Here is a 19,962-nt window from a genome sequence, read left to right as displayed (position 1 = left end):
ACGTTTACCGAAGGAAAGAAAGAGCAGGTGAAAAAATGTGATAGAGTTTAAGAATGTTTCTAAAGTGTATCCAAACGGAACAAGAGGATTAAAAAACATCAATGTAAAAATAGAAAAAGGTGAATTTGTTGTAGTTGTTGGTTTATCCGGCGCAGGAAAATCGACGCTGCTTCGGTCCATTAATCGCCTGCATGAAGTAAGTGACGGAGAAATTATCGTTGGAGGTAAATCTATTACAAAAGCACAAGGAACCGACTTATACCGTATTCGCCGTGACATTGGGATGATCTTTCAACATTTTAATCTTGTAAAACGTTCTTCTGTGATGCGTAACGTCCTATCCGGACGGGTAGGGTACCATGCGACGTGGAAGATGGTTCTCGGTTTGTTTCCAAAAAAGGATAAAGAACTTGCCATTCAGGCTTTAAAACGAGTGAATATGCCTGAAAAAGCTTACATGAGAGCAGACCAGCTTTCCGGCGGGCAGCAGCAGCGGGTTTCAATTGCCAGGGCATTAGCGCAAGAAGCAAAACTTATTCTTGCTGATGAGCCCGTGGCATCACTTGATCCGTTAACGACAAAACAAGTGATGGATGACTTGCAGCATATAAACCAGGAATTAGGTATAACAATGGTTGTTAATTTGCATTTTATCGACGTGGCAAGAAAATATGCTACGAGAATAATCGGTTTAAAGCAAGGAGAAGTTGTTTTTGATGGACCAGTTGAAAATGCAACAGACGAGATGTTTGCTGAGATTTACGGACGTCCGTTGGAAGAAGATGAAATAATGGGTGTGGCGCGATGAGAACAGCAGAATTAAAAAATCAAACCACAGGAATGCCGGCTCCGCCTAAAAAAACGAAGCAGCACATAACTGTTCTGCTTGTTTTACTGCTAGTAATGGCAAGCGGCTGGCAGATAGGGTTTTCATTGGAAGAATTGATGTCTGGTCTCCCAAATATGTGGGATCTCATTGTCCAATTGATTCCTCCGAATTGGGGTTATTTCTCTCAGATCACTGTTCCGATTTTAGAAACAATCAGAATGGCAGTGGTCGGTACGACGATTGGGGGGCTTTTAGCCGCACCGCTTTCTATGCTGGCGGCTAGAAATGTTATTCATACGTCATGGGTAACCATCCCTTGCCGATTTATTTTAAATTTAATTCGAACACTTCCAGAACTTCTTTTGGCTGCGATATTTGTGGCTATATTTGGTATTGGTCCTATTCCAGGTATTTTTGCGTTAGCTCTCTTTTCACTCGGCATTATTGCCAAATTGTTCTATGAGTCGATTGAATCCATTGATCCTGGACCAATGGAAGCAATGACCGCTGTTGGTGCTAATAAGATAAAGTGGATCGTATTTGGAGTTGTTCCCCAAGTTACTTCGACGTTTGTCTCGTTTTTTTTATATGCCTTTGAAATTAATGTCCGAGCGGCAGCTGTACTGGGGTTAGTCGGTGCAGGAGGAATTGGATTGTATTATGAACAAACGTTAGGCTTTTTTGAATACGATAAAACGGCTTCCTTGATTGTATATACCTTAGCAGTAGTGTTAATTATTGACTATGTTAGTACGGTTGCAAGGGAGAAATTAACATGAAGCGAGACAAATCACTTCTAATTATTCGAAGAGTGCTGGTTGTGATCGCTGTACTGGCTGTTTACATTTGGGCATTTTCTGGTTTGCCGGTTTTGCAGTTTAAAGAAACTTCGATGGAAGTTATTTCTTCTATTTTTTCAGGGCTGCTGCAGCCGGACTGGACTTATGTTTATGATCCAAAAGGAGAGGATTTGCTGCGTGGTTTGCTGGACACGTTGGCGATAGCGTTACTGGGAACGTTTATCGCATCCTTTCTGTGCATCCCTTTTTCGTTTATGGCTGCTCGTAATATCATGAAGAATAAAGCTATTGTTGGAACAAATAAATTTATTTTAAGCTTCATTCGTGTCTTTCCTGATATAGTGCTTGCGCTTTTGTTTATCAAAGCAGTTGGTCCCGGAGCTTTTTCGGGGGTTCTAGCCCTGGGGATTGGAGCAGTTGGGATGCTCGGAAAGCTTATTTCTGAGGATATGGAAGGAGTAGACTTAAGTGCTCGAGAAGCATTGGTTGCAACGGGAGCCAATCCTGTGAAAACCCTTATGTTTGCAGTGATTCCTCAGGTTTTGCCAAACTTTTTTTCTTTCGTTTTGTACCGCTTTGAAATTAACGTCCGGGCTGCTACGATTTTAGGCATTATTGGGGCAGGAGGGATCGGCACTCCGCTCATATTTGCTTTAAGTGTAAGAGACTGGGAACGAGTTGGAATAATTTTACTTGGCATCATCGTAATGGTAACAATGATTGATATAATATCAGGTAAAATAAGAGCTCGTTTAACTTAACGGGTAAGATGAATACTGTTTCTGGAAAATAAATCCCAATGGGAGCCGCAAAGGAGGACACTGTAAAAAAAGCGAATCATTGCATTTACTGCAAATAATTCGCTTTTTTATACAAAGGTAAGAAATTATAAATAGTTGGCGTTTTTGATGTCTAGCTTCAGCGCCCAGCCGCTCGGGGTTTCTTCCCTTTCGACTCTGGGCCGCAGGCGACCCTGCGCGAAAGCTCCAGAACCTGTCGCGGCTGACCAGGGCGCTTGCGCTTTTTTTATATAGGGAATTAACTTTGCAAAACACTATTTGGACTTTCGGTAAGTCAAGTTTTCCTAATATGAGAGAGTGAGCCAGCTGTGCTATTTGTTTCGAATCTCTTAAGGCATTGCCATAACTGCTAATTATCATTAAACACTTGCTAAGACTGGCTGCGCCTGCGTACTTTCCAATGGATATTTGTTTTCCATATAAACGTTATGCCAAATCATAAAAATGAGCACGGTCCAAATTTTACGGCTGTAGTCTGCTTTGTTTAAAGCATGAGCTTCTAATAGCGATAAAATGTATGATTTGTCGATATAACGTTCCGTTTGACTGTTTTTAATAAGATGTACTGCCCAATCAAACAGTTCGTGTTTTAACCAATGACGAATTGGGACAGGGAATCCTAGTTTTTTGCGATCATATACATGGTCTGGGACAATTCCGCGAAAAGAATCCCGCAAAATTGATTTTGTCGTTTTATTGGCTATAGTGAGGTTAAATATCAGTTTGCGAGCCACATCAAATACCTCTTTATCTAGAAACGGAACACGTAGTTCCAAAGAATGAGCCATTGTCATCTTATCTGCTTTTAATAAAATATCACCGCGGAGCCACGTTTGAATATCTATGGCCTGCATTTGCTGGACCGGATGTAAATGCTTAGCTTTTTCAAACAAAGGACGAGTAACTGTTTGATAGTTCCAGTCATCTGACGTATTTCTTAAAAACAATCGTTTTTCATGTTCTTCAAACATTTTGGCATTGCCAATATACCTTTCAGCAAGAGGTGTCGTACCTCTTTCAATAAAATTCTTTCCTTTCATTCGATCCGGAAGCGCTTTAGCAGCTTGATTTAATAAGTCGCGTAAAACAGCCGGACAATAATTAAATAGCTTTAACGAAGAGGGCTCTCGGTAAATATTGTAACCGCCAAATAACTCATCTGCTCCTTCTCCGGACAAAACAACTTTGACGTGTTTTCTTGCTTCTTTCGCTAAAAAATATAGAGGAACACAGGAAGGATCGGCTAGAGGGTCATCCATGTGCCACATGATTTTTGGAATACTTTCTGCAAATTCATTAGCGGAAATAGTGTATCTTTTATTTTTTATTTTTAGTTTTTCAGCTGTTTCTCTTGCCACATCGAGTTCAGAATAACCTGGTATTTCAAATCCAATGGAAAAAGTAGTCAAGTCCGGTTTAAACTCTTTTGCAATCGATGCGATAATGGCAGAGTCAACGCCCCCAGACAAAAAAGAACCAATGGGAACGTCACTTTGTAAGTGGGCGTGGACGGATGAAAATAATGTTTCTTTAATAAGTGTCTGCCATTCTGTTTTTTCACGGTAAACTGGTTGAAAAGAAGGTTCCCAATATTTCAAAATAACAATAGGCTTCCCTGGTATTTTCTTAAAGTAACAGCCTGGGGCAAGGGTGCAAATGTTTGCCGTTAGCGTATGTTCAGGGACATATTGAAAACTCATGTAATGGTGCAGCGCTTCTTTATTTATATTTTCTTTTTCTGCCATTAAGGTTTTCTTTTCAGATGAAAAAGTGATCCTTTCAACTTCCTCTTTATAATACAGCGGTTTTATACCAAAAAAATCTCTGGCTCCATACAGTTCTTTTTCATCTTTATCCCAAATAAGAATAGCAAACATACCGCGAAGGTATGAAAACATGTTAACGTGCCAATGAGTAAACATCGCTGCAATAACCTCCGCCTCTGAGGAGGTAGAAAAACTATACCCCTTATCAACAAGCTGACTTTTTAAGTATAAAAAGTTATATATTTCTCCGTTAAACACAATCCAATATCTTTCACTGTCATAGCTGGCCGGCTGACTTCCACTTTCTAAATCAATAATACTTAATCGCCTGAAACCTAAGGAAACGTGTTCATCAAAATAGAAGCCTTCTTCATCAGGCCCGCGATGATAAAGTAAATTGTTTCTTTCGTAAAATCGTAATTTATCTTGTTCATTTATCGTTTTTGGAAAATCAGTCAATTCCCCGAGAAATCCGCACATTTAACTACCCCCTTGTTTTTCTGTATATATTTTACATTAGTTTGACGCAACAACTAGAGAAAAAGTGACAAAAAATAAATTTATTTTTCTTGACATGTGATAGATGGTACATTAAGGTCAATCATATGAAGAGTAAACGTTTACTCTATATTTTTTCTGTTTGAGTAAACGTTTACTTAGCTGAGAGGAAGATAGAAAATGAATCCAACCATAAAAGACGTGGCCAAGCACGCAAATGTTTCTATTGCAACTGTTTCAAGAATTCTAAATAGCACTTCTGCCGGCTACTCCGAGGGAACAAAGAAGCGGGTGAAAGCAGCAATCGAAGAATTGGGGTATAAGCCAAACGCTGTAGCACGAGGGTTAATTAATAATAAAACACAAACTATTGGGGTTCTTTTTCCTAATGTCTCCGGTATGGTCACCTCAGAGCTGCTTCATGGTATTGAAAATGTTACACACCAATTGGGACATAGCGTGATTGTGTGTAATACAGCATCGCAAGGAAAGAGAACACTCGACTATCTTCAGCTTTTAAATGAAAAAAGAGTGGAAGGCATCTTGTTTGCCAGTGAAATGTTAACCGACGAATATTATGAAGCTATTAAAGATATGAAGGTGCCAACCGTTCTAGTGTCTACCAAATCTCAAAAGCATCTGCTGCCGTATGTAAAAGTGGACGACCAAGATGCTGCCTATACGGCCGCTTCTTATTTAATCGAAAAAGGGCACCGGAAGATTGGAATGATTAGCGGCAATCCAGACGATATGATTGCCGGTCTTCCGAGAATCGAAGGATTTCAAGCAGCTCTTCGTGACCACGGATTGCTTACTGAAAAACCTTCCGTCTTCTCAGCCGAAGGATTTTCCTATAAAGAAGGCATGGAAATGTTTAAAAAGCTAAGACAGGAAGGCGAAGATATTACGGCCGTATTTGCCGCCAGTGATGAAATGGCAGTCGGCGCGATCGCTTCTGCTTATAAAATGAATATCGCTGTCCCGAATGATATTTCTATCATTGGCTATGACAATATTAAGATTTCAGAAATGGCGATTCCGCCGCTCACTACCGTTGCCCAGCCTTTAAGAGAAATGGGAGAAAAAGCAGCAGAATTACTGTTTGAGATGTTAAAAACAGGAGAAGATGGGCAAAGCATTATTATGCCTCATCGTATTGTGGAACGGGAGTCAGTAAAAGAACTGTAGGATACTTTACGAAAAGAGTAAACGTTTACTCTTTTCGCTTTCAATTTCGTCGACAATGTTTAAAGGGAGGGTTCAGCGCTTAGCAGAGGAAATTCAGCTGAGAGGAAGCTGTATTCAACCCTTTCTTTCGGCAATTCAGCAGTTAGAGGGAAGAATTCAGCACTTAGGCGTGAAACTTCAGCACTTACCAAGAAGAAAGGGTGTTAAACTGTATGCAAACAAAACAATGGTGGAAAGAAAGCGTGGTCTATCAAATTTATCCGAGAAGCTTTAATGACAGCAATGGAGATGGAATTGGCGATATCAAAGGTATCACTGAAAAGCTCGATTATTTGAAAAAATTAGGAATAGACGTTGTTTGGCTTTCTCCGGTATATGATTCTCCAAATGATGATAATGGCTACGACATCCGCCATTACCTCCAGATTATGGATGAATTCGGCACGATGGAAGAATTTGATGAACTGTTAGCAGAAATGCATAAACGAGGCTTAAAGCTTGTGATGGATTTGGTAGTTAATCATACTTCCGATGAACATCCCTGGTTTGTCGAGGCCCGTTCCTCCAAAAATAATCCAAAAAGAGACTATTACATCTGGAAAGAAGGGAAAAACGGCGAAGAACCGAATAATTGGGCCTCGAATTTCAGCGGGTCTGCATGGCAGTATGATGAACAAACAGGGGAGTACTATCTTCACCTTTTCAGTAAAAAACAGCCTGACTTAAATTGGGAAAATCCTGACCTGCGTAAACAAGTGTATGATATGATGCGCTGGTGGCTGGATAAAGGTGTCGACGGTTTTCGTATGGACGTTATTAACTTTATTTCTAAAGATCAGCGCTTTCCTGACGGCGAAAAGAAACCAGGACAGAATTATGCATCAGGCTCTCCATACTTTAAGAACGGTCCACGCATTCATGAATTTTTACGAGAAATGAACAATGAAGTGCTTCAGCACTACGATGTTATGACGGTCGGAGAAATGCCGGGTGTTAACGTAGATGAAGCAAAACGTTACACTGCAGAAGAAAGAGAAGAATTAAATATGGTGTTTCACTTTGAACATATGGGACTCGGTGATGGTCCTGGCGGCAAGTGGGATAACCTTCCGTGGAAGTTAACCGATATGAAAAAAATTATGACAAAGTGGCAAAAAGGGCTGGCACAGAAAGGATGGAACAGCCTTTATTGGAACAACCATGACCAGCCCCGGGTGGTTTCTCGCTTCGGTAATGACAAAGACTACAGAGAAAAATCAGCGAAAATGCTTGCGACCTGTCTTCATATGATGAAAGGCACGCCTTATATTTACCAGGGAGAAGAAATAGGGATGACAAATGCAGCGTTCCCTTCTATTAAAGACTATGAGGATATTGAAACGCTGAATTGGTATAACGAACAGCGGGAAGAGTTTAATGCCGATCCTAATACATTAATGCAGTCCATTTATGCTAGAGGCCGTGACAATGCGAGGACACCGGTACAATGGGATGCCTCAGAAAATGCTGGTTTTACCAAAGACAGGCCGTGGCTCAGCGTGAATCCAAACTATAAGCAAATCAATGCAGAACAAGCACTCAATGATCAGAACTCTATTTTCTATTACTACCAAAAGCTTATTCAATTAAGAAAACAAGAAGAAATCGTTGTGTATGGAGATTACGAGCTTTTGTTAGAAGAAGATGAGGAAATCTTTTCTTACACACGCACATTAGGAAACGAAAAGCTGCTCGTTGTTTGCAATTTCACAGATAAAAAAGTACAGCGGGACGATATTGCTTCGTATGTGGGAGAAAACAAAAAGTTATTAATTTCAAACGACGAAGCACGCAGCGGCAATGATCATTTAGCATCGATTTGCCTAGCCCCTTACGAAGCATTTGTTTATAAATTTTTATGAAATGTACATGTGTAAAGTCCGTGCCGGCTGCCAATAAGCAGCCTGCATGGCATTGCTGCTCTGTAAACTTAAGATGTCAGCTATAAATCGACATTTTTTTCATTAAATCTTCAAAATTCTATTGATATTCTTTAGAAGATTTTTTATAATTTATTTGAAAAGGTTTTCAAAGACATGTGAGAAGGTTGAGAGCGATGAAAATTACTATTCGAGATGTAGCCCGTTTGTCAGACGTATCGATTAGTACTGTCTCTAGGGTATTAAACAGCCCGGGAAGTGTAAAAAAGGATAAACGTGAAAAAGTACTCCAGACGATTAAGGAGTTAAATTATCATCCTAACGCCCTGGCAAGAGGACTTATTAATAAAAGAACCCATTCGATTGGCGTATTAATAACGGATGTGTCTAATCCGTTTGTGTCAGAAGTGATAAGAGGGATGGAAGAGGCCGCCCACAAAATGGGGTCAAACCTTATTATTTGTAACACAGATCAAAACAAAGAAAAAATGATAGAATATCTTCGCGTCTTAAAAGAAAAACAAGTGGATGGTTTTGTGTTTACGAGTGAACCTGTCTCAGAAGAATATCATGAAATTTTTCAAGAGCTGGGACTTCCAGTTGTGTTAGCAGCTACTCATAGTTTAGAGTACGATCTTCCTTCAGTGAAGGTAGATGATGAACAAGCTGTATTTGATGCAGTAGATTTCTTAATAAAAAAAGGTCACACACAAATCGGGATGATCAGTGGTCCTACTTGGGATCCTATTTCTGGAACACCTCGATTGTTTGCTTTTAAAAGCGCGATGCGTGAAAAATTCAGCAGAACCGACTTTGAAACAATAGTAGAATACGGATCCTTTACGTTTGATTCGGGATATACAGCTATGAAAAAACTGCATGAAAAAAATCAAACGATTACCACAGTCTTTTGTGCTAGTGATGAAATGGCGTTAGGCGCGATGAGCTATTTATATGAAAAACGAATCAGCGTCCCGGATGACGTTTCGGTGATGGGGTTTGACAATACAAAAATAGCAAAGATGTGTATCCCTAAATTAACGACAGTTGCCCAGCCAATGTATGAAATAGGGTACGAATCAGTAACTGCATTAGAACAAACATTAGAAGATGGACAAGCTAGTCAATTACGGAAATACTTAACTCATGAAATTATAGAAAGAGAGTCTGTAAAAGACATTAATTGAAAGAAAACACAGGGCAGCGTTTTTTGAAAAGCTTTTCAAAAATAAATCCTATAGTGCGGTTATTTTTTGCCATAAACTGAAAACCTTTTCAAAATTATTTATTTCAACAAGGAGGGCCGAGGAACTTTACACATTCTAAGTGAAATCTTAAAAGGGGGAGAGAACCTTGAAGAAATTTAAGTTATTAACATTTGCTTTATTAGTTGGTGCTCTTACAGCTTGTGGTGGAGAAAATGAAGGCGGCGGAGAAAACGAAGGCGGTGGAGATAACAGTGATGAAGTGACATTGCATTTTTGGGGCGGTGTGCCTCCAGAAAACGGCCCGCAAGATGCTGTCGATGAATGGAATGAAAATCATCCAGATGTACAAGTAGAGTACACACGTTATGTCAATGAAGATGAAGGTAACATGAAAGTGAATACGTCTTTGCAAACAGGAGAGGACATGGACATTTTAATGTCTCATTCCCCAAATCATCTTGAAGAACGTGTCCAATCCAATTTTCTATTAGATTTAGCGGACTATACAGAAGAATTTGATATAGAAGACAAGATTGGTCCTGCCGCACAAAGATGGAAAATGGACGATACCTATTATGCAGTACCTACGAATACCAATGCTCTGTTCATTATGCTTAACGAAGATAAATTAGAAGAACACGATTTGTCTGTTCCTGAGTCTTGGACATGGGAAGAAGTACATGAATACGCGAAGGTCTTAAATGAAGATTTTTCTTATTCTTATGCTCTTGATTACGACACGATTCATGGGATCATACAAAATGCTCTAGTTGACGAAGGATTGGTAAACGAACAAGGAAAGTCCAATCTCGATCATGAGAACGTAAAAGAAGGTTTAGAGTTGTATTATCAGATGATGCATGAAGACGAGGTTATGCCAAAGCTATCAGAACAAGTAGCTACGAACATGCAGCCAGAGCAAATGTTTATTAATGGAGAAATTGGAATGTATCAAGCCGGGGCTTGGAGACTGCGTATGACAAATGATTTAGAAGAATATGAAAGGGATTTCAATATCGCATTTGCGCCTTATCCACATTTTGAAGGCCAAAGTACTCCAGCTCACCATGTTGAAGATGCGATGTCTATTGTGGCAGCTTCTGAACACCCAGACGAGGCATGGGAATTTATTGAGTGGTATACAAATGAGGGAATGCTGCATTTGGCTCCTGGTGGAAGAGTTCCTGCGTCTGAGGATGCACCAGCTGAAGAAGCACGAGAAAAAATTGTTGGAGGAGCAGAAGACACGTATAATCTTGAATCATTAAATAACGTCTATGAAATAGAAGATACAGAAATGATAGTTGACCCTCCATATCAAGTATTAGATAGCATTAATCAACAGTTAGAAGCTTATTTTATGGGAGAACAAGATATAGATCAGACCATCGAGCAAATGGTTAATGTTCACAATGAACATATTCAACGAGAAAATTAAAGATCAAGGATGGGGAGCACGAAATTTTATTTTGGGCTCCCTTTACCGCTAATCAATAGAGAAAAAACACACTCGAGGTAAAGGGAGGCGCATGAAATTGAATTGGATGAAAAAGCAAAAATTAATAGGATATTTATTTATTCTGCCCAGTCTTATCGGTGTAACAATCTTTTTTTTATTTCCTTTGCTTTTCTCCTTTGTTTTATCATTTACCAACTGGACAGGACCCAGCGGGCAAGGCACAGAGTTTGTAGGCCTTCAAAATTTTCAGAGGCTTGTAGGAGATTCTGTGTTTCACCAAGCATTTGGAAACAACTTCTTATACCTTTTACATGTGCCGATATCCGTTATTTTCGGTTTTATCGTTGCTGTATTTCTAAACCGCAGTGTTTATCTTAAAAATTTATTAAGAGCTGTGTTTTTCTTGCCATATCTTATCAGTCCGATTGCCATCGGTTTTGTGTGGATGCTGTTGTTTAATCCAACTGAAGGGCCTATTAATGTATTGTTAATGAATCTGGGAATAGACAATCCTCCTGGCTGGCTTGCTTCAAGCGGTAGTTCTATGTACGCCATCATTGTGATGTCTGCATGGCAGATTATGGGTTTTAACATCATTATTTATTTGGCAGCTCTGCAGGATGTTCCTAGAGAATTAGAAGAAGCGGCAAAAATGGATGGGGCCAAACGCTGGCAAATAACGAAAAACGTGATTTTTCCTTTTGTAAGTCCTATTACATTATTTTTGCTTATTATAGGGATAGCCAATGCTTTTAAAAACTTTGGTTTAATTCAAGCTGTAACAGGCGGCGGTCCTGCTAATAGTACAAACATTCTCCCTTTATATGTGTACCAGACAGCTTTCAGATATTATGAGCTTGGCTATGCATCAACGATCGCTATTGTTTTATTTATCGTAATATTTGCTATTACTTTATTACAATGGTTCGGTCAAAAGAAATGGGTACATTATTAAGTTTCAGGGGGAATAAGCTATGAAGCAAAATAAACAAATAAACGTCTACAAAACGATAATGACCGCTGTATTACTGGCTGCTGGTTTTATTATGATCATTCCTTTCTTTTGGATGCTTAGTACGTCTTTTAAATCACCAAATGAAATATTTGAATATCCGATTCAATGGATTCCGTCTGAATTTGATTGGGACCCTCATAAAAGAGTCTGGTTTGGTGACCTAAGCTTTTTTAATTATTATTTCAATTCGATTAAAATTGCTGTGCTTGGAACAGCTGGAGCTACGTTTATAGGAGCTATGGCAGCGTATGGATTTGCAAGAATTCCTTTTAAAGGCAGAGATTTTTTGTTTTTATTATATCTCATGATGATGATGGTGCCGCCGCAAGTTTTGTTTGTACCAAAATTTATTATGTTTGATTGGACGGGCATCTATAATACGCATTGGGCTTTAATATTGCCAACTATATTTACGATTATCGGTGTTTTTTATATGCGTCAGTTTTTTATCACTATTCCTAATGAAATATCAGAATCTGCCTTTATGGATGGAGCAGGTCATTTTAGAATCTTCTTTAAAATATTCTTGCCGTTAGCAAAACCTGCTATTGCTACATTTGCTATTCTTGATTTTTCGTGGAACTGGAATAATTACGAAGATGCGTTAGTTTTTTTAGTAAGTGAAGAATTGTATACCGTTCCGTTAGGGTTAGATAACTTTGTATTAGAGTTTTCCGTTGATTACTCAGGAATGATGGCAGCAGCTACTGCTTCGGTCGTTCCAATAATTATTATTTTCTTATTAGGCCAGCGCTACATTATTGAAGGCGTAGCAAGTTCTGCAGTTAAGGGGTAGAAAAAGGAGGAAGTCAAATGGGACAAATTATGAAGGCAGATATCATTGTTGCTGGAGGAGGAGTTGGCGGTACAGCTGCTGCATTGTCTGCTGCTAAGAGCGGTAAGACAGTTATCATGACGGAAGAAACAAATTGGATTGGCGGCCAGCTGACAAATCAGGCCGTTCCACCAGATGAGCATCCTTGGATTGAACAATTTGGGTGTACACAGACTTATAGAGAGTTTAGAAATCGAGTGAGAAATTATTATCGTGATCATTATCCGATAAAGGCGTCTGCAAGAAACAAAGAACGTTTAAACCCGGGAAACGGCTGGGTGAGCCGTTTATGCCACGAACCTAAAGTGGCCCTGTCTGTTCTTCATGATATGCTGGCTCCTTTTGTATCAAGCGGTAAAGTTACCATTTTGCATAAGCATAAAATAAAAGACGCACAAGTAAATGGCGATCATGTCGAATCCATCTTAGTAGAAAATGAAGAAACAAAAAATACATTCGTTCTAAACGCTCCTTTCTTTTTGGATGCCACGGAATGCGGTGATGTTCTGCCTGCTGCTGACATTGAATATGTTACAGGGGCGGAATCTAAGGAACAGACAGGAGAACCAAGTGCTCTAGATGAAGCTGATCCACTAGATATGCAGTCTGTCAGTGTATGTTTTGCCCTTGATTATCTTGAAGGAGAAGACCATACGATAGAAAGACCACGCGACTATGATTTCTGGAAGGAGTACAAACCGGACTTTTGGCCGGATAAATTACTTAGCTGGACCCACCCTTTCCCAGAAACGCTTGAGCCGTGGACAAGAGATTTATTTAAACAAGAAGGAAGAACGATCATTGATTCTTTATGGCTATTTAGAAGAATTATTGACAAAGACAATTTTGAAGAAGGTACGTTTTCAAGCGATATTACGCTTGTGAACTGGCCGCAGATTGATTATTGGCTTGGTCCGGTATTTGAGGTGTCCGAAGCCGAACGAAACAAGCATATCGAACAAGCGAAACAGCTGTCTCTTTCGTTTTTATATTGGATGCAAACCGAAGCACCGCGGCCTGATGGAAATAAAGGCTACCCAGGCCTAAGGTTGAGAAAAGATATAGTAGGAACCGAAGATGGTTTGGCCATGCCGTATATCCGCGAGTCCAGAAGAATCCAAGCTGAATTTACAGTCGTAGAACAACACGTCAGTCCTGACTATCAATCAGGAGTAACAGGTGAATATTTTACAGACTCCGTAGGGATTGGAAGCTACCGGATTGATCTGCATCCTAGTACAGGAGACAGAAATTATTTAGACGTATCCAGCTTGCCGTTTCAAATCCCGCTGGGCAGTTTAATTCCAAAAAGAGTGAAAAATGTCATTGCTGCCGGGAAAAATCTTGGCGTAACTCACATTACTACCGGTTGTTACAGATTGCACCCAGTAGAGTGGAATATTGGGGAGTCAGCAGGATATTTAGCGGCTTATTGTATAAAACATGGATTGCAGCCTACAGAAGTACGCAACAATGAAAAATTATTGAAGGACTTTCAGAATGTGTTAGTACAAGAAGGCGTTGAAATAGATTGGCCGCAATTAGAAGCACGGTAATACTATTGGCAGGAGGCGTTGCTCATGGCCTACAAAAGTTGGATGGAAGGTTTAAATCGTTTTTTTGAATGGTTTATGAATATAGCTTATCTCAATATTCTATGGATCCTCTTTACTTTATTGGGAGGGGTTGTTTTAGGGGCGGCGCCTTCTACCTCCGCAATGTTTGCTGTCATAAGAAAATTATTTTTGGCAGAGGAAAAGGTGCCTGTAACGAGGTTGTTTTTAACTTATTATCGCAAAGATTTTTTTAAGATTAATGGATTATTTTACTGTTTTGTTGTGATGGGAATTATTTTATTGGCGGATGTTTACTTTTTAATGGGCATGAATAGTGAAATAGCAGCTGTTTTTCTAATTTTAGTAGGATTTTTAAGTGTTATCTATGTCATCGCATTGATCATGTTTTTTCCAGTTTATTCACATTATGATGTACGGTTTTTTTCATATTTTAAACATTCCATTTTTATAGGGATTATGAGACCGCTGCACGTTTTAACAATGGCTATTGGAATTTTTGTATCCTATTATGTCATGTTATTTCTTCCTGCCTTATTTTTCTTTTTTGGTATGAGTTTAGGAGCCCTTATTATTGGCAGCGTTTGCCACCATATCTTTCTTAAAATAGATAACAGTACTATAACGCAATAATACATTATGAACGAGTTGCGCTGGTATATAATCAGCTGGGAGTGACAGAGAAATGTTAAAAACAGAGCAGAAACCAATAACAGATCAATTAAAAAAAGCATGGTGGAAAGAAGCGGTAGTATATCAGATATACTGGCGCAGTTTTAACGACACGACCGGAAACGGCTTTGGCGACCTTGAGGGTGTGATTGAAAAGCTGGACTATTTGAAAGAGCTTGGAGTAGATGTTCTCTGGCTGAATCCATTTTATGACTCTCCAGACGTTGATAATGGCTACGACATCTCGGATTATTACGCGATTATGGATAAAGCGGGAGATTTTAACGTATTCAACAGACTGATGACGGAAGTGCATGCGCGGGGGATGAAGGTGATCATGGACTTAGTGGTAAACCATACATCTGATCAGCATCCTTGGTTTCAAGAATCACGATCGTCTAAGAATAACCCGAAACGGGATTGGTATATTTGGAAAGACGGGGTCAATGGCGGGCCGCCCAATAATTGGCGGTCGTATTTTGCCCCGTCGGCATGGGAATGGGAGGAACAAACGAACCAATATTACTTTCATTCCTTTGCGGTAGAGCAGCCTGATTTAAATTGGGAGAATCGTGAATTAAGAGAAGAGATCTATCGGATGATGAGGTTTTGGCTTGATAAAGGGATTGATGGATTCCGTTTGGATGTGATTAATCTTTTGGCTAAACAAGCTGGATTTCCAGATGCAGAGAATCCGTATACGTTAGATTACTTAGGCAATAATCCTGGTATTCATGATTTTTTACACGAAATGCATGAAGAAGTTTTCAAGCATTATGATATTATGACAGTCGGAGAAATTCCATTTGTGGGGCCCGAAGACGGTGTTTTATATGTAGGAGAAGACAGAGAAGAGCTTCATACGCTCTTTCATTTTGAAGTTGCAGACGATATGCCATCTTGGGATATGCGCCGTTTTAAAGAAATTCAGAAGCGCTGGTATGAGGGGTTAAAAGGATGCGGCTGGAACTCTCAGTTTTTAAATAATCATGACCATACCCGCCAAGTAACCAGGTACGGAAACGACGGAAAATACAGGGTAGAATCAGCGAAACAGCTAGGTATGATGATTCATACCCTTCCAGGCATTCCTTATGTGTACCAAGGAGAAGAGATTGGAATGACAGGTGTCCGTTTTCCTTCCATTGAGGATTATAATGATGTGGCAATGAAAAATAAATATAAAGAAGAAGTAGATAAAGGCCGGGACCCGGAGGAAGTGTTTGAAGAACTGCTTCCTCTAAGCCGTGATAACTCCCGTACACCAATGCATTGGACAGCGGAAAGGAATGCTGGCTTTACTAGCGGCACACCTTGGATCAAGACAAATCCGAACTATAAAGATATTAACGTAGAACGAGCTCTAAACGATTCTAATTCTGTCTTTTATTTTTATAAAACACTGATTGAGCTCCGTAAAAACAATGACGTGATGGTGTATGGAGACTTTGAAGATCTATCGGGTCAAGACGAGCATTTATATATCTACAAGCGGACACTTCACAGTACAACTTGGCTGATTGCTTTAAATCATTCCGAGGAAGAAAAAGAATGCAGCTTGTTAAAAGACTATGAAACATCATTTGATCAGCTTATTCTAAGCAATTATGATAATGACGAAAATAAACGATACAAACTCCGTCCTTATGAAGCGAGATTATATTCTATTTAAGGGGAAGACCAGGCAGATACATCAATCTGCCTGGCTTTTTACAGTTTTCCGCATTTACGAAAAGCGAAAAGATTGCTAATATCAATAAATAGATACACTATTTTGATTTTTCTAACTAAAAAGACAGAAAGAGTGATGAGATGCGTAATGTAGTGATTGTCAGCGGGAAAAGAACGCCTATAGGTCGTTTTAACGGTACTTTAAAGGATAAAACAGCGGTCGACTTAGGAGTGGCTGCTCTTCAAGAAGCATTGAATGAGGCAAACGTAGATCCAGCTCATATAGAAGAAGTGATTGGCGGGCATGTCTATCAAGCAGGGTGCAAAGGGAATACGGCGAGACAAGCTGCCATTTATGCAGGCTGTCCAGTAGAAACGGTAGCGGTTACGATCAATCAGCAGTGCCCATCCTCCCTTCGAGCAGCAGATATGCTAGCTGGAGATATTATGCTCGGAAAAATAGACGCCGGGGCTGTCGTTGGAATGGAAAGCATGACGAATGTTCCTTATCTTCTGCCTAAAGCTCGTGAAGGCTACCGAATGGGAGATGGGAAACTAGTAGATTCTCTATTACATGATGCACTGCTCGATGCTTTTAACGGTTACCATATGGGGGTTACAGCTGAAAATCTGGCTGAGGAACACAGTGTTTCTAGAGAGGAACAAGATGAATTGGCGCTGCTCAGTCAAGATAGGGCAAAACAAGCGGCTGAAAAAGGCATTTTCAAAGACGAAATCGTCCCTGTGGAAGTGAAAAAGAAAAAAGACACATTTACAATGGACACTGATGAGAACCCAAATCCAAACACGTCGGCAGAACAGCTGGGCGGATTAAAGCCAGCTTTTAAAAAAGATGGCAGTGTTACAGCAGGAAATGCATCGAGTTTGAATGACGGGGGCGCGGCTCTTATTTTAATGGCCGAAGAAAAAGCAGAAGAACTTCAATTAAAACCTTTAGCTCGAATTGTAAGCGCTGCCTCAGCGGCAGTAGATCCGAAAATTATGGGAATTGGCGTGGTTCCAGCAGTTAAAAAAGCTTTACAGCAAAGCGGGCTGCAAAAAGAAGATATAAACTATTGGGAAATCAACGAAGCGTTTGCTGCGCAGTTTTTAGCTGTTAATCGGGACCTTCAGCTTGATCTTCATAACGTGAATCGATATGGATCTGGTATTTCATTGGGACATCCTGTAGGTGCAACGGGAGCTCGTCTCTTAGTTACCTTGCTTCATGAACTAAAAAGAAGCGGAGAGCGGTATGGGTGTGCAACGCTCTGTGCAGGCGGCGGTCCAGGGGCTGCTATGATTGTAGAAAACATGCAGTAAGAGTTTTTTATATAGGCAAACCAGTCTGGAGAAGGCTGGTTTTTCTTTAAAAGGTAAGAAATGATAAATAGTTGGCGTTTTTGATGTCTAGCTTCAGCGCTCAGGCGCACACGATAAAGAGGAACTTTTGCTAAAACCGCGAACGTCCTGTCGCAACGCAAAAGTCAACACCTCCTGTGCAAGCCCGTTCAGCGTTGTCACAGGACGTCCTTCCACACGATGTGGTGACTTCTACGTTGCACACTCGTCGCCAAAAACGCTACGTCCTGTGGCATTGGCGACATTAGCACATCCTATGCGTCGACGTGTGCGATCTTAGTAGAAGTTCATTAAAATGAGCTGAACGTCTGATGTCTCCCCTTTCGACTCCGGGCTACAGGCGACCCTGCGCGAAAGCTCCAGAACCTGTCGCGGCTGACCAGGGCGCTTGTGCTTTTCTTATTTATGAGCTGTCCCATAAGTCGAGTCGGCTTAACTTCAGCTGAAATACACGCAGACTCCCTCCGGAAAGGTTGATATACCAGTGGGTTGGAAGTGAGAAAATGCTGGGTCTACTAGACTAGATTCAGCACCGAGCTGCCAGCAGATCAGATATTTTCTTGATAGTTGTCGAAATATTTAAAATTATACTTGTAATTTAAATTTAAACCTTATAGAATGAATTTGAACCTATAGGATAACAAACGTCGAAAAAGAACCTCTTTTACTTATAAATGAAAGCCTTTACATAAGGGGGGGATAACCGTATGCCATATTAATAACTGTTGGAGGAGGGGGGATTAAATGAATTTAAGAGAAAAAAAGGCAGCCAGGAAAAAAGAAGAAATACTTCGTTCTGCTTCTAAAATTATATCAAGACGAGGGTACAACGGCGCCACAATGGAGAATATTGCAGCTGAATTATTAATGACAAAAGGAGCTTTATACTACTATTTTGCCAATAAAGAAGACTTACTCTATCAATGTCATTATCTTATTCTATCAGAGGCTTCCAAACAAGTAGAGGAGATATATAAAGAAAATATTTCGTCCACCGAAAAAATGAAAAAAGCAATTACGTTTCATATCGAAGTAGTCATTAACGAAAAAGAAACGTTCAATATGATTATCAAGCCCGAACTAATATTTTCTGATGAACATATCTCCTTGATTTTGCAGCAAAGGGATGAGTATGCCAGTATTTTTGACAAAATTATTCAGCAAGGTGTAGAAAACGGGGAATTTGCGGTTAAGGAAAAAAAGATGGCACGCATGATTATTCTAGGAGCGATGAATTGGATTCAACAATGGTATTCATCTGAGGGAGATAAAAACATTGAAGATATTGCTAATGTTTATGCAAAATATTTGCTTAAAACCCTCACATAAAAACATCTACAGGTCTTCTGCGTTACAGAAATGCAATGTTAGAGAGGGGACATAAGATTGAATAAAAGCCGTCTGTATTCGGAAATTTCCAATAAAATGTCACTGCCAGTTATTATGGCACCTATGTTTCTAGTATCAAATCCGGAAACGGTTATTAAAGGCTGTACCTCCGGGATAATCGGGTCTTTTCCGGCTTTAAATGCTAGAACGGGTGATATATTAGCCGACTGGATGACAGAAATCAAAGCTGAAATAGAAAAGGCCAAAAATGAAAATCCTGCAGGGAATATTGCGCCTTGGGCTGTGAACTTTATTTCTCATAAAAACCATAATAAGCGTTATGACGAAGATTTAAAACTGATAGAACAATACCAGCCGCCGATTGTAATTACTTCGCTAGGTGATCCGAAGCCAGTTGTTGATATCGTGCATCAGTATGGAGGACTCGTCTTTGCTGACGTCATTAATATCTTTTTTGCCAAAAAAGCAGCGGACAAAGGGGTAGACGGGCTTATCTTAGTTTGTAATGGTGCAGGCGGTCACGCTGGTACTTATCATCCGATGGCGTTTTTAAAAGAAGTAAAACAGTTTTTTAATGGAATTACCGTTTTAGCAGGAAGCATATCAGATGGCCGGGATGTTTTAGCAGCTGAGGTCATGGGTGCAGACTTCGCTTATATCGGAACAAAATTTATAGCTGCCGCAGAAAGCTCAGCACCGGAAGAATATCAGGAAATGCTCGTTCAATCAACAATGGAAGATATCTTGTATACGGATGTGTTTAGCGGCGTAAATGCTAATTATCTTAAGCCGAGTATTACACAAGCAGGAATTGATCCCAAAGATATTGTCGATAAAAAAGTAACGAAGCATAATGTCAGCGAATTTTCCGAAACGAAAGCATGGAAAGACGTGTGGTCAGCAGGGCACGGCGTAGGTTCGGTGACTCAAATACAAACGCTTCAGGAAATGATAGAGGAATTAAAAGAATCTTACCACTCTGCTTTTAACGAATTAACAGTAAAGCAATAGAGAGA

The 19,962-nt window shown here is 39.9% G+C and carries 16 protein-coding genes; 15 read left to right on the top strand and 1 reads right to left on the bottom strand.

All coding sequences use genetic code 11. The features are described 5' to 3' along the window. The first annotated feature begins 37 nt into the window (after nt 1–37). From phnC to phnE (FZF09_RS19470), 3 genes are read left to right on the top strand one after another with little or no spacing between them, the layout of a single operon-like run. Nucleotides 38–808 carry a phosphonate ABC transporter ATP-binding protein gene (gene phnC, locus FZF09_RS19480; RefSeq protein ID WP_158738257.1) on the top strand — a complete coding sequence of 257 codons (771 nt, stop codon included), beginning with the start codon at nt 38–40 and terminating at the stop codon, nt 806–808. Further along, nucleotides 805–1,608 carry a phosphonate ABC transporter, permease protein PhnE gene (gene phnE, locus FZF09_RS19475; RefSeq protein WP_233269572.1) on the top strand — a complete coding sequence of 268 codons (804 nt, stop codon included), beginning with the start codon at nt 805–807 and terminating at the stop codon, nt 1,606–1,608. The genes phnC and phnE (FZF09_RS19475) overlap by 4 nt, the downstream gene beginning before the upstream one ends. Continuing rightward, nucleotides 1,605–2,390 (top strand): phosphonate ABC transporter, permease protein PhnE, encoded by a 786-nt coding sequence (phnE, locus tag FZF09_RS19470; protein ID WP_158738256.1) that lies wholly within the window; start codon nt 1,605–1,607, stop codon nt 2,388–2,390. Before phnE (FZF09_RS19475) ends, phnE (FZF09_RS19470) begins: the two co-directional genes overlap by 4 nt. Before the next feature lie 398 nt (nt 2,391–2,788). Here phnE (FZF09_RS19470) and asnB read toward each other — a convergent pair whose 3' ends face one another. Next, a complete protein-coding gene (gene asnB / locus FZF09_RS19465; RefSeq protein WP_158738255.1) occupies nt 2,789–4,675 on the bottom strand; it encodes an asparagine synthase (glutamine-hydrolyzing) in 1,887 nt (628 codons plus the stop codon). 198 nt (nt 4,676–4,873) lie between these two features. On the opposite strand from asnB, the gene FZF09_RS19460 reads away from it, so the two are divergent. From FZF09_RS19460 to FZF09_RS19405, 12 genes are all read left to right on the top strand, one after another. Beyond that, nucleotides 4,874–5,881 carry a LacI family DNA-binding transcriptional regulator gene (locus tag FZF09_RS19460; protein ID WP_158738254.1) on the top strand — a complete coding sequence of 336 codons (1,008 nt, stop codon included), beginning with the start codon at nt 4,874–4,876 and terminating at the stop codon, nt 5,879–5,881. 212 nt (nt 5,882–6,093) lie between these two features. Then, nucleotides 6,094–7,782 carry a glycoside hydrolase family 13 protein gene (locus tag FZF09_RS19455; protein WP_158738253.1) on the top strand — a complete coding sequence of 563 codons (1,689 nt, stop codon included), beginning with the start codon at nt 6,094–6,096 and terminating at the stop codon, nt 7,780–7,782. 194 nt (nt 7,783–7,976) lie between these two features. Further along, complete coding sequence (locus FZF09_RS19450) at nt 7,977–8,987, top strand: LacI family DNA-binding transcriptional regulator (RefSeq protein ID WP_158738252.1); 1,011 nt, start codon at nt 7,977–7,979, stop codon at nt 8,985–8,987. A gap of 166 nt (nt 8,988–9,153) precedes the next feature. Continuing rightward, the gene (locus FZF09_RS19445) at nt 9,154–10,446 is read left to right on the top strand and encodes an ABC transporter substrate-binding protein (RefSeq protein WP_158738251.1); all 1,293 of its coding nucleotides are present in this window, start codon (nt 9,154–9,156) and stop codon (nt 10,444–10,446) included. A gap of 91 nt (nt 10,447–10,537) precedes the next feature. Next, nucleotides 10,538–11,422, top strand: coding sequence for a carbohydrate ABC transporter permease (locus FZF09_RS19440; protein ID WP_158738250.1), 885 nt, complete (start codon nt 10,538–10,540; stop codon nt 11,420–11,422). Between the two features lie 19 nt (nt 11,423–11,441). Next, nucleotides 11,442–12,278 carry a carbohydrate ABC transporter permease gene (locus tag FZF09_RS19435; RefSeq protein WP_158738249.1) on the top strand — a complete coding sequence of 279 codons (837 nt, stop codon included), beginning with the start codon at nt 11,442–11,444 and terminating at the stop codon, nt 12,276–12,278. 17 nt (nt 12,279–12,295) lie between these two features. After that, the gene (locus FZF09_RS19430; RefSeq protein ID WP_158738248.1) at nt 12,296–13,873 is read left to right on the top strand and encodes an FAD-dependent oxidoreductase; all 1,578 of its coding nucleotides are present in this window, start codon (nt 12,296–12,298) and stop codon (nt 13,871–13,873) included. A 24-nt stretch (nt 13,874–13,897) separates the two neighbouring features. Beyond that, complete coding sequence (locus FZF09_RS19425; protein ID WP_158738247.1) at nt 13,898–14,524, top strand: YesL family protein; 627 nt, start codon at nt 13,898–13,900, stop codon at nt 14,522–14,524. Nucleotides 14,525–14,576: 52 nt separating this feature from the next. Then, the gene (locus tag FZF09_RS19420; RefSeq protein WP_158738246.1) at nt 14,577–16,235 is read left to right on the top strand and encodes an alpha-glucosidase; all 1,659 of its coding nucleotides are present in this window, start codon (nt 14,577–14,579) and stop codon (nt 16,233–16,235) included. Between the two features lie 140 nt (nt 16,236–16,375). After that, nucleotides 16,376–17,557 (top strand): thiolase family protein, encoded by a 1,182-nt coding sequence (locus FZF09_RS19415; protein ID WP_158738245.1) that lies wholly within the window; start codon nt 16,376–16,378, stop codon nt 17,555–17,557. A gap of 783 nt (nt 17,558–18,340) precedes the next feature. Beyond that, complete coding sequence (locus tag FZF09_RS19410) at nt 18,341–18,925, top strand: TetR/AcrR family transcriptional regulator (protein WP_158738244.1); 585 nt, start codon at nt 18,341–18,343, stop codon at nt 18,923–18,925. Between the two features lie 57 nt (nt 18,926–18,982). Continuing rightward, nucleotides 18,983–19,957 carry an NAD(P)H-dependent flavin oxidoreductase gene (locus FZF09_RS19405; protein WP_233269571.1) on the top strand — a complete coding sequence of 325 codons (975 nt, stop codon included), beginning with the start codon at nt 18,983–18,985 and terminating at the stop codon, nt 19,955–19,957. The last annotated feature ends 5 nt before the right edge of the window (nt 19,958–19,962 follow it).

Origin of the sequence: Alteribacillus sp. YIM 98480 (assembly GCF_009765375.1) — a bacterium.
Classification (GTDB): Bacteria; Bacillota; Bacilli; order Bacillales; family Marinococcaceae; genus Alteribacillus.
Note: the sequence above shows the minus strand (reverse complement) of the source record. Positions and strands in the feature narration are given on the sequence as shown.